This is a genomic window from Candidatus Defluviibacterium haderslevense (assembly GCA_016712225.1).
Taxonomy (GTDB): Bacteria; Bacteroidota; Bacteroidia; order Chitinophagales; family Saprospiraceae; genus Vicinibacter; species Vicinibacter haderslevensis.
The window spans coordinates 4,147,556-4,164,737 of sequence record JADJRL010000003.1 but is presented as its reverse complement, the minus strand read 5'-3'; the positions used below and the strand labels follow the sequence as shown (position 1 = coordinate 4,164,737).

Sequence of the window (17,182 nt, the reverse complement as noted above, 5' to 3'; positions counted from 1 at the left end):
ATGGAGTCTTTTGATAGTATTGTGGTAGGCGGAGGACTTGCAGGGGCATTGCTGGCATTTAGTTTGGAACAGAAAGGTCATAAAGTGGTTTTGTATTCATTCCAACAAGAAGGTGAATCCACCCGAGTCAGTTCTGGATTGGTCAATCCTGTGACAGGAATGCGGTTTGTTAAAACCTGGAATATTGAAGTACTTCTGGATGAATTGGTTTCATTCTATCGCAATATAGAATCCATACTTGGTATTGAAATTCTATTTGAGACCGACATTGTGGTTCGGCTTGAGACAGCAGCTGAAGAAAATGCATGGCTTTCTCGTTCAGGTGAAGATGATTATAAGCAATGGATTAGTTCAGAAGATGTATCTGAAGAATTTAAACATGTTATGATTGATTCACTCAGCCATGGGATGGTAAGAAATGCATGGCGCGTAGATATCCAAGGTCTTATGAATGCTGTGAATCATTATCTTGAAGCTAAAGGAATCATAAGAAATGAAAAGTTCAATTACACGGAACTTCTAGCACATAATACAGGTTGGCTATATCAGAAATCTACTTATGGAGAGCACATTGTATTCTGTGAGGGTTTTAGAATTAATGAAAACCCTTTTTTTAATTGGCTACCTGTTTATCCCTTAAAGGGTGAGCATATCACTGTAACCATTAATGAGTTCGCCATAAAAGATGTTATACTTGGTCACTATACACTGATTCCATGGAAGAATGGAAGCTATTGGCTCGGTGCAAATTATCAGGTAAACGATATCCAAATGGGTGTAACATCTGCTGAAAAACAACTCCAAGAGGAATTTCTGCAACAAACCTTGACCAAACCATTCCGAACTATGCATCATGATTATGGCATTAGGCCTGCTTCCAGAGATCGTAGACCCATGGTAGGTGAACATCCCAGCTGGAAACAAATGTATGTCATGAATGGATTCGGAACCAAGGGAACTTCTTTGACCCCATATTGTGTTAGCCAACTTATTAATTCTATAATAGATCATTCGACCATTTCAACTGATATCGATATCAAACGTTTTGTTAAAAAAGGATACTATAAAAATAATTAGTCCACCTTATTATGTTTACTCTCAAAAGATCAACTCATGAAGATTTCTTTGCTATTGTCTTACTTTGCTTTTTTAGCTTTTTCAGTTTTTAATATGACCCCTAAACAAACCATCACAGACCGCAATTATCCTGAATATTTAAGTTATTGGAAAGAAGTCGAACAGTTTCATGCACAAGGCTTGATTGATGATGCTTTACTGAAAATAGAATTTATCTATAAGTTGGCTATACAAGATGTGAACCATCCACAGATTTATAAATGTTTGTTGAGTATAGAAGCACTACAGTTTCAAAAAGATGAAGCGGGACAGCAGGGAATTATTTTGAGATTGGAAAAAAGTCTAAAAGATTTAAAAGAACCTTCAGCGTCATTATTAAAATCTGTTTTAGGTCAATTGTATTTCAATTTCAATCAATATGGATATGGCAGAAATGCAAAAACAAACATAGTTGGTGAAGAACAAGACACTGCTGATATAAATACCTGGTCACCATCAAAGATGATTGCTAAAGCGAATGATTATTATCTCCAATCTATTCAAAATACGAGTTTAGACAAAGAGTCAATAAAAGATTATGACGCAATTTTACATTATCAAAAAGATAGTTTAATTCGTCCCAGTTTATATGATTTGTTATTGTATAGAGCGATTGATCATTTCAAAAATTCAACTACTCAATTAAGTGATTTTAATGTAAGTATACCCAAGGAGATTCAATTTGCAAATTTGAATGATTTCCTAAAGGCTGATGTCAAATCACACCAAGTATTTCTGTTGTATCAGGATGTCTTGAAAAAGAATAAAACGAACAATAATATCGAAGCATTAATAGATGCGAATTTGAATCGATTGAAATATGCTCATTCATTGAATGTTTCTAATTTAGATCAAGCATTGTATTTAAATGCATTGATGGATTGCTTTCAGGAACATAAAAAAAATGATGAAGCTGCACAGGTGCTCATTGAGATAGCTAATTATTATATGAGCATGGGTGTTCAAGAAATGAATAACTCATTAGGTGATCAAAAAACGAATTTATTAAAAGTAGATTCTATATGTAACGAATTAATTAAGCGTTATCCAAAATCAAATTGGCTCAGCCAGGCAAATTTGTTGATACAGAATATCCGAACTCAAAACCTAAAAGTATCCATTGAGGATGTTTATCTGATTCAAAAGCCCATTAAGTTTTTGTTGGCACATCGCAATATCTCTAAAGCCTTTTTTCGACTTTACAAAATGCCATTTCATAGTGTAAATGATTCCTATGAAGTTAATCAGGATAATTTGGAAGAACAATTGAAAAAATTTTCATTGGTTAAAGAATGGGAAGAAACTTGGCCTGGATCTAGTGATTTTATGGAGCACAGTGTGGAATTAAAAATGGATGGCCTTAAGTCAGGTCAATATTATTTGATGGTTAATAATTCGAAGGATATCACTTCGGCGAATATTTTACAGGGTGGGGCATTTCAAGTATCCAACTTAGCATCAATTAAATATCAAATGGATAATCAATTTGATAAAATCATTGTTGTCAATCGTGACAAAGGTGCTCCGATTAAAGGAGCTAAAGTTGTCTTTTTCGAATCGACCAATAGGGGGTACCGTTCTAGTCCTGATTACAAAATATTTGAAACAAAAATTACCGATGCAGATGGCATGGTACTGATACCTAGAAGAGAGCAATTGAGTTATTATGTTTCATTGAAAGATGATCTTTTGCTAACACAGGATTGGCTGTATAACATGAGATATCCCAATGATTCAAAGCCTACCGTCCAATATCAATTTTTCACGGACCGAAGTATTTATCGTCCAGGGCAAATTGTATATTTTAAAATATTGGCAACGATTAATGACAAGGATCAATTGCCCAAAATTAAAACAGCACAAAAATTTGTAGTTCAATTAATCAATCCCAATGGTCAGGAAGTTAGTAAAGTTAACTTGGTCACCAATGCATTTGGTAGTGCACAAGGAAGTTTTGTCTTGCCCAATTCCGGATTAAATGGATCTTTTAATTTGGTAGCAGATCAATACAGAGGGTCACAATCCATTCAGGTTGAAGAATACAAACGCCCCAATTTTGAAATCCTATTTGATACTTTGAAATCTGAACTCAAGTTGGGCCAAGTCCTTCATGTTACTGGAAAAGTTCAATCATACAATGGAATTCCTGTGGCTAATGCTGTAATAAAATATAGAATCAACAAGAGTTTATTTATGCCCTATTATCCATGTTGGAGCTATTATATGAGATTTCCTGAAGCTAAGGAACAAATTGATTTTGGACAAATAGTTGCAGATGAAGAAGGAAGGTTTGAAGTTTCATTTATTCCTAAAAATGATGACAATCCAAATCAATTGAAACCCATTCATCATTACAGTGTCGAAGTTGATGCCACAGATTTAAATGGTGAGACGCACAGTCAAAGTAAAGGGTTCGATATATCAGAACAGAGTATTTTTATTTCTACGAATTTGAAGCCCTATTTTTTAGATTCCAACTTGAAATCTATAGAAATTAAATTAAACAATATTGAACATATACCTATAACTGCAGACATCCATGTTAAATTATTTGCTTTGCAAGTGCCAAAAAATCATTTGCGATCTAGATATTGGGCAAAACCGGATGTAATGAAATATTCACAAGCAGAATTTAAGTCTTTTTTTCCAAATGATATTTATGATAAGGAAGATCAGATGGATCAATGGAAAGAAATAAGTACTGTTTTGGACCAAAATTTTAGTTCAGCATCTGTTTTCAAAATTGATTTCTTGAAGTTATTGAAACAAGGGGCTTATAAGATTATTATTGAAGCGACAAAAGAAAATGGAGCTATTGAAAAACTAACTGAATACACCATTGTGTATGATAAAAATTCAAAAAACAGTTCGTTGAAACCCTATGTGTTAAGCCAGCAAGAAATCTTAGAGCCCAATTCTAAAGCCCTGTTTACTGCTCTTTCAATGGATGAAGATTATCACATGTTAATCCAATATTCATCAAGATCTCACAATGAATTGAATTGGAAAAAGATCAGTAAAAATACTATGTATGAATATCCGATACAAGAAACAGATCGTGGAGGGGTTTTCTTAAATTCTGTATGTGTTTTTCAAAATCGAATCTATGAACAAAGCCTTCAAGTTAAAGTGCCTTGGTCTAATAAAGAATTAAACATCAAAAGTATTTCATTCAGAGATAAATTATTGCCTGGTCAACCTGAGGAATGGACTTTTGAAATTATGGATCGCAATAATAAAGCAAATCCAACTGAGTTTTTAGCATCTATGTATGATGCTTCATTGGATCAGATATTACCACACCAGTGGGGTGCGTATTATTGGCCAGATTTTTATATGAGATCTAATTTTGTGAGTTCGTCATTTCATGCATTAGACTTAAATTACCTGCGTTTTCAATTCAATCCTTCGGACCAAGGATCTTATATACATGGTTACAGCAGTTTGAATTTTTTTGGATTACCAATGTCTGATTTTTCACTAGTCATGATGGGAACTACAATGTATATGGATGGAGTACGTGCTAGTGGAGGAAAGCAGGCGTCCAGAAGCAAAGCTTCAGAAGCTGCACCTCAAGCAGAAGGTTCAACTATTCAATCAGATAAACTAAATAAAGATGTAGAACAAAATAATTCAACATCGGAAAAAGATCAAAATAGTTCTGAAGTTCAAATTAGAAAAAATTTAAACGAAACTGTTTTCTTTTATCCTCAATTGTATACCAAAGATGAGGGAAAAATAAGCTTTTCGTTTACCATGAATGAAGCCATGACCAAATGGAAGTTACAAATGTTTGCGCATACCGTTGATTTAAAATATGGTATTAAAACCTTGGATGTTATCACCCGGAAACCCATTCAGATTAAACCTTTCTATCCTCGTTTTTTTAGACAAGGCGATCAATTGGAATTGTCAGCAACGGTAAGTAATTTATCAGAAGAAGCTCAAAAGGGACAAACTCAAATCATGATATTGGATCCCAATACTATGGCCGATATTACATCTTCGTTTGTTAAATCAAATGTGAGTCAAAACTTCGATTTAAAAACCAATCAAACATCATCCTATAAATGGATCATTCAAATTCCAAAAGACGAATTACGTCCTCTTCTAGTTCGTTTTATAGCCAAAGGCAATACCCATTCTGATGGGGAAGAAACGATTATTCCTGTGATAACTAATCGAAAATTGATTACTGAATCATTACCACTCCCAGTTGGTTCTAAAGAACATAAATCATTTGTCTTCTTGCCATTACAAAAATTGAATTCAAGTTCTTCTGCTAGTCCTCATTCACTAACATTAGAATTTACTTCTCATCCGGTTTGGTATGCTATTCAGAACTTACCTTATATCATGGAGTATCCACTTGAATGCAGTGAGCAATTGATGAGTCGAATTTATGCCAATGCCATCGGTTCATATGTAATGCATCAATATCCTAAAGTGGCTTCTACGCTGAAACAAATTCAATTAGAAGGATCCAATAAATCTCCTTTGTTAAAAAATGAAGAACTTAAATCGGCATTAATTGAAGAAACACCTTGGGTACTTGCTGCACAAAGTGAATCTGAACAAATGAAGCGAGTGAGTTTGTTAATGGATTTAAATACAATGTCTCAGGGACTTGAATCAGCGCTGAGCAAGTTGGAATCTCGTCAAGAAGCAAATGGAAGCTGGAGTTGGTTTCCAGGAGGTAGATACGATTGGTATATTACACAACATATAGTTTTAGAAATAGCACATTTACAAAAGCTGGGTGCAATCCAAAAAAACAAAGAGCGATATGATGCTATGGTAAATCGTGCGAAACCTTTTTTAGAAACCATGATTAAACAACAATATGAACTTTTAGCAAAAGAAGTTAAAGCAGGTCGGACCACATGGGAAGACAATCATTTGGGGTATATGGAGTTGATGTTCTTATATTGTAAATCCTATTTTACAGATTGGAAATCAGATGATACTTTTCAAGCCATTCAAAATTATTATTTATTACAAATGAATAATTATTGGCATAGTAGTAATATTTATCATGAGGGAATTTGTGCATTGATTGCATCAAGAAATAATAAAAAAGATTTGGCCCAATTGATCACTAAATCATTATCACAACGTGCCATAAAAAATCCTGAGCTAGGCATGTATTGGAAAAATTCATGGTCCTATAATTGGTATGAGCTTCCGATAGAAACCCAATCCTTAATGGTAGAAGTATTTTATGAAATCACTAAAAATCAAAAGGAAGTTGATGCTCTTAAAGTGTGGTTGCTCAAAAATAAACAAACCCAGCATTGGGGTACTACAAAAGCTACAACTGCAGCTATTTATGCATTATTGGGATTTGGTCCAAATACTATAGAAGAAGCTACTCCAGTTGATGTTGTTATTGGAAATAAAAAAATAGAAGTCAGCAAAGTAGAATCAGGTAGTGGATATTTCAAAAAGCAATGGAATCCATCAGAGATCAATGCTTCAATGGCATCCATCCAAGTAAATAATCCAAACAAATCGATAGCTTGGGGAGCAGTATATTACCAGTATTTCGAAGACTTAGACAAAGTCAAAGTTTACAAAGAAACACCTTTGATTTTAGACAAGCAATTGTTTATTAAAGAAGATTCGAAAAAAGGTCCAGTATTAAAACCCATTATAGATCAAACCAAGATAAAAATAGGTGATAAAGTTACGGCCAGGATAATTATTAAAGTGGATCGTCCCATGGATTATGTTCATCTGAAAGTCATGCGAGCATCAGGTTTAGAACCCATAGTTCAACTGTCAGGATATCAGTGGGATGGAGGACTTGGGTATTACCGATCACCAAGAGATCTTGCAACAGATTTTTTCTTTAGCTATTTGCCTAAGGGCACGCATGTGTTGGAATACGATTTAAGGGCTTCCTTCAAGGGTGATTTTTCTGATGGGGTTTCTACAATTCAAAGTATGTATGCCCCTGAATTTGGATCACATAGTAAAGGGATAAGAATAATTATAGGAGAGTAAAATCCGTAATTTAATATTAACTAGATTACTCTAATGCCCAAACTTCGCTGTACAGCATGTTTTTGGTCTTCTTAAGGTCTTCGCGTGCTTTAATGATTTCCATTTGTTCGCCGAGGTCTAAGGTATCTTTAATTTGTTGATCTAAGCGTTTAATGACTTTATCGAATTTGCGGTATTTAAGATGCTTGATGAGTTTTTCAATTTCATTTGCTGAGAACGTTTGATCGGTGGCAGTTGTTGTAAGAAAAATACCATGTTTAGCAGCCCAGTTTTCACTGTAGACATAAGGTGAACTGGAAAGTTCTATAGCTAGGTGACTAACTTGTTTAGTGGGGTGGTTGATAAAATATTCAAGATTTATCGTAATGCCATCATTCAGTTTTTGATGCGTTTCATTAATGAGTAATGCATAAAATGAATTGTCAAAATATTCCAATACATCACTGATGTTTTCAATTAAAAAATGAGCTACAGTAAAATTTGTATCGCGCCATGGCGTGCCACCTTCGAGGACTAATATTTTTACAATCTCACGTTCTTGAATTTCGTCACCAGACGAAAAACTGAGTTGTAGTTCATCCTTAAATGAAATGACATGGTCCTGCTCCTGTACGATCATTTCATCACGATCCAGTGCTTGTCGTTTTTGTTGAAAAGCCTTTTGTTTAAGGTCTTCCTTAATGAGTTTATTGCAACTACTGATTAATGTTAATTCCGAAATGTCTAAAATTTGTGCAGCTTGTTGCATGTATAAACTTCGCTTTACGCCATCTTCTATTTTGGAGATTGTACCTACTATATCATTGATAGCTGTAGCTTTGGCAATAGGGTCATTTTTGGCTTCCTGTCGAAGTAAATTAATTTTGAAAATAATAAAATCTTTAACTTCTTTTTTTAGAAATTCTTGAAATCCATCATATCCTACTTTCCGAATAAAACTATCTGGATCATCTTGATCAGGTATCATTCCAATTTGAACATTGAGTCCTTCTTTGATGATAATATCAATACCTCTGACCGCTGCTTTAATTCCTGCAGAATCACCATCATAAAGTATTAGAATATTGTTGGTGTGTCGTTTTAAAATATGTGCCTGATCTTCTGTCAATGATGTACCCGAAGAAGCGACTACGTTTTCAATACCGGATTGAACCAAAGACATAACATCGGTATATCCTTCTACAAGTATACACTGATCGTTTTTGCGAATGGCATTTTTTGCAATGTTTAAACCAAATAATGTTTTGCTTTTTTTATATACTTCGCTTTCAGGGGAATTGATGTATTTTGCTACTTTGATCTCGGAGGACATAATTCGTCCAGCGAATCCCACTACTTTTCCACTTTGATTATGGATGGGGAACATCACCCGATTTCTAAAAAAATCTTTGTCTGAAGTAGAGGTAAGACCCAGTTTTTTGAGGAGGTCAGCGGAATACCCTTGAGCTATACAATGGTCTGTAAAGGCGCGGTAACCTTCACCAGCATAACCGATATTAAATTTTCTTAAAGTGGTCTCTAAAAATCCTCTTTCTTTAAAATAAGATAAGCCAATGCTCTTACCTAGTTCTGTGTTCCAAAGTTGGTCTTCATAATATTTAGCTGCAAATTCATTGATGATGTTTAAACCCTGAACCTCAAGCATTTCTTCCTTTGCTTCTTGGGAAATGGCCGTTTCTTCCAGTTCGATTTGGTATCTTTTAGCTAATTGTCGAATCGCTTCCGGAAAACTGTATTGTTCCGATTCCATAACAAATTGGACTGGTCCACCAGCCTTTCCGCAGCCAAAGCACTTATATATATTTTTACTGGGCGATACCGAAAAGGATGGTGTTTTTTCTTTGTGAAAAGGGCATAATCCGGTAAGATTGGAGCCTCTAGGCTTAAGATCTACATAGTCCCTGACCACATCCTCTATACGAGCTGCATCTAGTACTTTTTGGACAGAACTGTTTAATATCATATTTAGGCCTTGCGCTTAGCAAAGGTAATCGGTTTGAATGGTAATCAGGTAATCGGTTTGCATGGTTATCAGGTAAACGGTCTGAATGGTAATCGGTTTGGGAGGTAATCGGTTTGAATGGTAATCAGGTAATCGGTTTGAATGGTAATCATTTTAAAAGGTAATCGGTTTGCATGGTTATCAGGTAATCGGTCTGAATGGTAATCGGTTTGGGAGGTAATCGGTTTGAGAGGTATTCAGGAACTCGGTTTTGGAGAGAATCGGGCCAATGATAATCAAGGCTGTAATCTTTTAAGAGGGAATCGGTCAGAATGGTAATCTAATTCACTTTTCTAACCTTTGCCACTTTAATGTATAAAATTTCATAAATAAATTTAGTAAATTGCTAATTATTTATATCCTATTGGTATTAAATTATCAAAAAGCCAATTTGAACTTGATTGAGATAACTTGATCAGATTTTTTATTTTAATCAATATAATAAAAATTTAGATATTTGGGACTAAATAAACAGATTTTTGAATAGTTCTAAGTCCCAATTTGAAGTTGATCAAGAGATTTTTCACGCATTGCGGTCAGGAAATATGGAGGCTTTCGATCGAATTTATGATATGTATAGAAATGACTTTCTGAAATCTGCATCCTACAAATTTAAATTTGTCCCAAAGGAGGATATAATTGACGCATGGCAAGATACAGTTATTTCATTTTTTGAACAGATTAGATCTGATAGGTTAAGTTCGCTGAGTTGTAGTCTAAGGAGTTTTTTATTTCTGCTTGGTTTTAGATATATCATCAAGTATAAAAGACATTATGTCAAAGAATCTCCTACAGAGGATTTTGATGATATCTCAACAAAGGAAGTTTTACAAATCTCTATGGAAGGGGATGAACAATTTTTAGAAGAAAAGGAATTACTTCAAAAAGCAGTTGAGGAATTACCAGATCAAAGTCGAAGGATATTAAAACTAAGATATATTGAAGGTAAGACAATAGAAGAAATCATGAAACTAATGCAATACACTTCTGTGAATGCAGTAAGTGTAACATTGTCGAGAAATTTAAAGCGGCTTAAAGAAATTATTGATAATAAACAAGCCAGAGTATAAATGAATATAGATAAAATCGAACGGTATCTGGCGAAGAAAATGACTCCTGATGAGATTATTGAGTTTGAACTCAGAATGAGTGAGAATCCTCAGCTTAGGCAGGAGGTAAAAGAACTTGAAAAGGCTATTGAGGCACTCAGGTTCCATGAAAAATCAGTATTGAAATCAAGATTAAAACAATGGGAGCAACAAAAATTTGAAAATACTTCATCTGGTAGGCCTGTCAAATTATACATATATTTATTAGCTGGTCTTTTGCTTGTTTTGCTTGCACTAATTTGGAATTTCGTTGGAAATTATTATACAAATCATTCGCAAAATGTGATTCCAAATTATTATGAAGATTCCGTTTCAAAAGCTAGACCAGAAGAGATACATGATACAATGCAATTTAGAGAGAGGGCTATTCCTTTAGATTCTAACCTCCAAAACAAAAAGAACATACAAAGCACTGATGAATTATATGCTATGTATTTTGTGCCTTATACGGACGAATTACTGGAATCTGAATTTCGCGGCCAGGACGACGAAAAAACCGCTTTCGAAATGTTTCAGTTTTTGTATATTAATAAAAAATATCAGGAAGCGATTAATATATTTGATTCATTAGATCCGTCAGTGAAAGAGAATGACAATGTTTTATTTCTGAAGGCAAATGCTTTAATGGCAATCAATAAAATAGATGAAGCCACACTTCTGCTAGAAACAATAATTAAAAATAAGGAATCGAGAAATATCAAAGAGGCTTTATGGTTTTTGGGATTATGTTCCATATACAAAGGTGATCTGCAACTTGCAAAACATTATTTAAGTAATTCATTGCTTAAAGAAAATAAAACTGCAATCGAAGTATTGAAGAAAATTTCACATTAGATTTGTAAATTTGGTAAGTATGTATTTTGGAATTAAAAGTGTTATGATTCTATTCTTATTTTGTTTGTCTATCGCATTGCAAAGTCAGGTGAAAGATAATCTTGTATTCAAGAAAGAATTTGATAGTACTTGTGCTTTAGTTAAAACTTATTTAAGTAAAAAGGACTTTTCTAATGCAAACAAATTGTTGATTGAAAATGAATCTGCCGTAATATTAAAATTAGGTGATCTATCTGATTCTTATGGTGAACTTTGTTATTTGAGGGGAAAGTCAGAGATGTCATTAAATAACTATAAAAGCGCTCAAGAGTATTTCTTTAAAGCATTACCAATTGTCAGAAATGGAAAAGATTCATTAAGTTTTCAAGCCGTTCAATGTTTGAGTCTATTGGGGCAGGTTCTATTATTTGATGGACAAATAAACAAAGCAGAACCATATATAGTAGAGGCTTTAAATGTTTGTAAAAAAACATTTGGGGATAGTAATATTGAATATGGCAAATCCTTGAATAATCTAGCTACTTTTTATGCAAAAACGCAGAATTTTTCGAATGCAGAAAAGTACTATAATGAAAGTTTGAATTTTAGAGAAAAAATAGAAGGAAAGAATTCATTAGGTTATGCAGTTACACTCCGAAATTTAGGAGAGTTGTATTCAGAAACAGATAAGTTCGATCAGGCCTTAAATGCATTATTAGTTTCAAAAATGACTTTTGAATCATTGAATGCGAGTAATAAAATAGAGTATATTCTGACCTTGGCAGTATTGGCAAAAGTTTATGAAAGATCTGGCCAATATGATAAAGATGAATATTATTTATTAGAAGCATATGCGATTTATCAAAAAAATGAAGCTTTAAAAAAGAATAGAATGTATGGAAATACGTTAAACCAAATTGGTGTTTATTATTATAAAATTGGTTCTTTTGAAAAATCTTTGTTTTATTATAATGAAGCGATAAATTTTTATAAGAACAATTTTGGTCAGGAGAGTATTGAATATATGGGTGTTCTAAATAATATTGCTAGAATACATTCTGATTTGGGAAGATATGATTTGGCTGAAGAACAGTTTGCAGTTGTCTTGAATTTTTATGATAAACTATTAGGTACTGAAAATATATATTCTTTGGAAGCGCTTCAAAATCTTATTTTGGTAAAATTGAGACAAGGGAAAATTGATATACCAGATAGTGTCTTTCTAAATATTATTGAAGCTAATATTAAAATAAAAGGTAAAGATCATCATGAAATCGCGCAGTATTTAAGATTATATTCTGAGTTCAAATTGCTTAATGGTCATCATAAACAAGCTATTCATTTAGACACACAAGCTCTTAATTTGGTCACGAAATCTTTTGGATTAGGTAATCCAACCAGTAAGAGTATACTTATCAATTTGGCAAAATCATATTATGAAATTGATAGCTTTGAAAGGGCCGCATATTATTATTCGTCTGCAAGTAGCATTTATAAAAGGGAAATTGTTAATGCCTTGAGTTATATGTCAGATAGAGAGGCGTATGAGTTTACTAATAATCTGCGGAAAGATGATTTTAATTTTATGGATGCATTTGGAAAATATCAAACTCTGGATTATTTAATTGGAGAAGCATTTGATGATGCATTATTTTATAAAGGCAATTTGCTTAATGCTAGAATTCAAAAAAACCGAATTATATCAAGAGATTCATCAGCTAGCTCATTAAATGATGTTTATAAATCATTCAAAAGGTTACTTGCTGCAGAATATTCAAAGCCTTTGGCTGAGCGTAGAGATCTTGCTAGTTTAGAAAACAAAGCTAATGTTTCTGAAAAGGAATTAAGTAAACATCTCAATTTGAAAAACGATGCTTCTATTGACGTACATTGGAGCCAATTGCTTCGTAATCTAAAGCAAAATGAAGTGATTATTGAATTTATTGCCTATCCTTTGTACAATGATGGAAAAATATCTAATACTATCTGTTATGCTGCATTACTTATTAGACCTGATGACAAATTTCCTGTCTTCATTCCATTGTGTTCCGAAGAAAAATTAGAAGCGCAATTTGTAGTAAATTCTAAAAGAAGAATGGAGTACGTTTCAAAACTATACCAAAAACCTGATAATTTGTCAAGGCAACATGATAAGTATCTGTATAATCTGATTTGGAAGCCAATTGAGTCTTTGATAAAACCATATTCGACAGTATATTATTCTCCTATTGGTTTAATGCATAGGATAAATCTAAATGCAATTACACTTCCGGATAATTCATCTGTAATGGACCAATATAAGTTGGTGTTGTTAACTAGCACGCGTGAATTATTATCGCAAAGCGATGAATACGTTAGTAATACTAATGAAAGTATTCTATTTGGAGGTTTGCAGTATGATCTTAATGTCAACTCAACTAGTATTTCGGATACTATAGTTTATCAAATTGATTTAAGTACAAGAGGAGATTTTTCCTTTTTCCAAAATGATTCGAGTTTAAGAGTTGGGAAATGGAAATATCTTGAGGGAACTATTAATGAAGTTCAGAAAATTTCAACTGTGTTTGAAATGAATAACTTAAAATCTAATATTATTTCAGAGTTAAATGCCACTGAAGATTTCTTTAAATCTTTAGGTAGATCAACAACAAGAGCCAGCTCGCCAAGATTGATTCATTTAGCCACTCATGGATTTTTCTTCCCTGATCCAAAGAATATTAATCAATTTTCAATAGTCAATAATTCGAAACAAATAGTCTTTCAAAATGCAACTGATCCTATGATAAGATCAGGTTTAATAATGGCTGGGGCAAATTATGCTTGGCAAAATGGAAAGCCAGCATATCCAAACACAGATGATGGCATTTTGACAGCATATGAAATCAGCTTAATGGATCTCAGCAATACTGAGCTGGTTGTTCTCTCAGCTTGTGAAACAGGACTAGGTGATATAGCAGGAAATGAAGGTGTCTACGGATTACAGCGAGCATTTAAAATCGCTGGTGTAAAAAATATAATGATGTCGCTCTGGCAAGTTCCAGACAAACAAACATCCGAATTAATGCAACTTTTTTATATAAATTGGATCAAAGATAAACTTCCAATTTGTGATGCCTTATTAGAAGCACAAAACTCTTTGCGTAAAAAAGGCCTAGAACCATACTATTGGGCTGGATTTGTATTGGTAAATTAGAATTCCTTACTTTATGATATGCCACTCTATTTGATCAGCTCAGTAGCAACTGCTGTTAAAAATGGAATTGTTGATTTCCTTTTTCTCGAAATATTTCCTATTCATTGCTAAGATTGTTCTCCTCACAGGTATTTATTATTAAGAACGTAAAAGAGCCCAGATATAGCTTAAGGTTGTTTTCGAATGCAGAAAAGAACACAAATTTCATTGTTGGTCTCTTAAAATACTTAATTTATTATAAACTTAAATTTTTAAAATCATGAAACAAATTTCAGTAATATTCATTTTAGTGCTCTTGTTTGTTTATTCCGGGTTCTCTCAAGTGAAGAAAAAAGTAAGCACTAATCACCAAAAAGATATTAAAGCAAGCTCTACGTCGACTACTTCTGTATCTCAAGTGATTAATCTCAAAGAAATGGATTTTTCAAAAAATGCATTAGGAGTAATTCAAATTCCTGGTCTCAAAGATGGAAAATACAGACTTACCTATGCATCGGGAGGAGTTGCCTCTTTTTTAATTTCAAAAGGACAAATTTCATCACCTATAATGGAGAAAACTGACCCCAATCATGTTCCAAAGAAAACAAGTAGCTTACTTAAGCAGCAGGGAACATTTTCATACAGTTGTGATGGTCCTCTTTGTTCATGCCAAGGTGATGCTGATTGTAATAGAATGTTTACAGACAAAGATTGTATATTATCCTTTTGTGATACCGATAGGGGTACCTGTTATTGTCTTAAATAATTTTATTAATTATTAACCAAAGAAAAGTTATAGATATTAATATTGCTTCAAATCGATATAATTTGCACAAAATATTTTGACTGGAAAAGTCATAGATGTTTATTGATATAACGGATTTGTTCTGAAGGAATAAACTATTATTATATTTAACTTAATTATAATGTTTGAAGTGTTCGTTTTTGCTTTAATTATTTGGTGACTATGATTAAAATACTTTCGTAAGCAAACAGTTTTAATATAGAATTTTAGTTATAAAATATTTACTTGTAAGAAAGTAAATTGAAAATTTATCTAATATTTCATTTTACATGCTAAGATTATTCATCATTCTAGTATAATATATTAAAGAAAAGTGTTTGAATCCTTGTTAAATATATGCATATTAATAACCAACAGTATTTGTCCTAATTTTGTTTGAAAAATTCAATTCAATTAATCTATTTTATAACTTAATTTTTATTAATGATGTCTAGATTACTAATTTTTATTTTTGTTCTCATGTGTGGATTTGCTATTTCTGCACAAAACAAGAAAACACTCAGCTTTACCTATGATCCAAAAACAATGAAAGGGCAGAATAGTCTTGTCTATGCAGATGCAGATGTCAATATTTTTGCTAATGTTAAAAGCAATAAAATGGTTGACTTTTATGGATTCAATTTGAAGTCAAAAAGTAAATTTTCTATGGATATAGACGCTATGGATGAATCGGATAATGCAAAGAAAATGGGTAGATCTGTAGGAGGTATAAATTCAGCAGTAAAGACTTGTGTAGAATGTCCAATGGAACTTTGTCCTAATACTTGTACAGATCCAAGTGGAAAAAGTGTCAATTGCTGGTGTCAATCTGGACCGTGTAAACCTGTTATCTGTAAAGGTGGACTTAAAAAACAATAAATTGAAAATTAATAAAACTTTAATAAACAATAGTATGAAAGCAAATAATTTTATTTTCATTTTCATTTTTCAAATTGCTGTAACTCATATTGGAATTTCACAGAATAAATCTATCGAGTATAGCATAAATGATTCTCAATTTGAAGAGGGACAGAATTTGGTTACAAATTCCGAAAATATTAATTTCTATCTAACAGTAAAGAATAATAAGGTATCAAAAATTACTGGTTACAATTTGAAAACACTCAAAAGTATCAATGTGAGTTTTAAAGCAACTGATTTTATGGATGTTAGTTTGCCTGCTGCAAACGGTAGTACTGCAAAAACAAATAATGGGAGCGGAACAACTAAAAAGAGTGCCAAAAAAATAAGTAAACCAATGTGTATTGTTTGCGAGACATATCCTTGTGCTGAAGGAGGTAGCACTGGAGGACAGAGTGTTAATTTTTGTGTTAGGAACTGTGAATTGAAACCATGTACTAATTCTCAAAGGTAATATTTCTGATAGAATGTCGTAATAAATCTCAAATTAATTATTGAATAATGAAACATAAAATTGTATATTTTGCTATGATTTTTGGAATTCTGTTTCCATCCTTTAAAATTTCAAGTCAGCAAACCATTCGAGATAATATAAATTCACTTCCAACAAAAGACGGAACTTATCCTGTTTTCAGTGATAAGGGAAAAACAATGACTATTAGTGTGATTCTGCAGCAGGGTAAAATCAAATCTTTTGTCGCATTTGATATAAAAGGAAATGCATTACCAATTGAACTTATCCAAGGGAATATTATTAGCAATGGTGGTACTTTGGCAAAGCCTGTAAGTCCTGCGCCTAAAAAGAAAAAGCCATCTAAAAAGCCACCTCCGCCACCAACTGAAGATTATTGTGAGATCTGTGTGACCTTTACAGATGGTAAGAAAGCTTGTGAACCGATTGATTGTGCAACCATTGATTCCAAATGAATCTAAGAATAAACTATTTTTTATATGCTTTATCTTGCTTAATTATGAATCAAAATGTAATTGCTTTAGTTCTTTGTTTGTACATGTGTTTGGCAAATTTGAGTCTGCAAGCTCAGACTTTAACTAAATCAATCCTATATACAAAATCTTGCGATACTGTTTCAGTTGATAGCATGGTTTGTATAAAATGCAGTAATCCTGAACTGACTTTGAATTGTAAGAGATATGTTTGTGATTTTCAAAATCACTGTATTGAGTATCCGATAATTTTAGTCAATAAGCAAAAAAATATTAAAACACCTAAAATAGTACATACAAAGAAACTTTAATTT

The 17,182-nt window shown here is 32.8% G+C and carries 10 protein-coding genes; 9 read left to right on the top strand and 1 reads right to left on the bottom strand.

Annotated features, from left to right (window positions below):
• Both IPK88_16330 and IPK88_16325 read left to right on the top strand, forming a co-directional pair.
• Entirely contained in the window at nucleotides 1-1,077 is a 1,077-nt protein-coding gene (locus IPK88_16330; GenBank protein ID MBK8244995.1) for an FAD-binding oxidoreductase, read from the top strand.
• A 36-nt stretch (nucleotides 1,078-1,113) separates the two neighbouring features.
• Nucleotides 1,114-7,122 carry a hypothetical protein gene (locus tag IPK88_16325; protein ID MBK8244994.1) on the top strand — a complete coding sequence of 2,003 codons (6,009 nt, stop codon included), beginning with the start codon at nucleotides 1,114-1,116 and terminating at the stop codon, nucleotides 7,120-7,122.
• A 25-nt stretch (nucleotides 7,123-7,147) separates the two neighbouring features.
• On the opposite strand, the gene IPK88_16320 is transcribed toward IPK88_16325, so the two are convergent.
• Nucleotides 7,148-9,085: a DNA primase gene (locus IPK88_16320; GenBank protein ID MBK8244993.1), complete on the bottom strand. Its 1,938-nt coding sequence runs from the start codon at nucleotides 9,083-9,085 to the stop codon at nucleotides 7,148-7,150.
• Nucleotides 9,086-9,603: 518 nt separating this feature from the next.
• Here IPK88_16320 and IPK88_16315 point away from each other — a divergent pair.
• From IPK88_16315 to IPK88_16285, 7 genes are all read left to right on the top strand, one after another.
• On the top strand, nucleotides 9,604-10,194 hold the full coding sequence (locus tag IPK88_16315; GenBank protein ID MBK8244992.1) for a sigma-70 family RNA polymerase sigma factor: 591 nt from the start codon (nucleotides 9,604-9,606) through the stop codon (nucleotides 10,192-10,194).
• Nucleotides 10,195-11,067, top strand: a complete 873-nt coding sequence (locus tag IPK88_16310; protein MBK8244991.1) for a tetratricopeptide repeat protein — start codon at nucleotides 10,195-10,197, stop codon at nucleotides 11,065-11,067.
• Nucleotides 11,068-11,086: 19 nt separating this feature from the next.
• Nucleotides 11,087-14,239: a CHAT domain-containing protein gene (locus tag IPK88_16305; protein MBK8244990.1), complete on the top strand. Its 3,153-nt coding sequence runs from the start codon at nucleotides 11,087-11,089 to the stop codon at nucleotides 14,237-14,239.
• A 259-nt stretch (nucleotides 14,240-14,498) separates the two neighbouring features.
• A complete protein-coding gene (locus IPK88_16300; protein ID MBK8244989.1) occupies nucleotides 14,499-14,984 on the top strand; it encodes a hypothetical protein in 486 nt (161 codons plus the stop codon).
• A gap of 465 nt (nucleotides 14,985-15,449) precedes the next feature.
• Nucleotides 15,450-15,881 (top strand): hypothetical protein, encoded by a 432-nt coding sequence (locus IPK88_16295; GenBank protein ID MBK8244988.1) that lies wholly within the window; start codon nucleotides 15,450-15,452, stop codon nucleotides 15,879-15,881.
• Nucleotides 15,882-15,915: 34 nt separating this feature from the next.
• The gene (locus tag IPK88_16290) at nucleotides 15,916-16,377 is read left to right on the top strand and encodes a hypothetical protein (GenBank protein ID MBK8244987.1); all 462 of its coding nucleotides are present in this window, start codon (nucleotides 15,916-15,918) and stop codon (nucleotides 16,375-16,377) included.
• A 47-nt stretch (nucleotides 16,378-16,424) separates the two neighbouring features.
• Entirely contained in the window at nucleotides 16,425-16,850 is a 426-nt protein-coding gene (locus tag IPK88_16285) for a hypothetical protein (GenBank protein ID MBK8244986.1), read from the top strand.
• Nucleotides 16,851-17,182 lie beyond the last annotated feature (332 nt).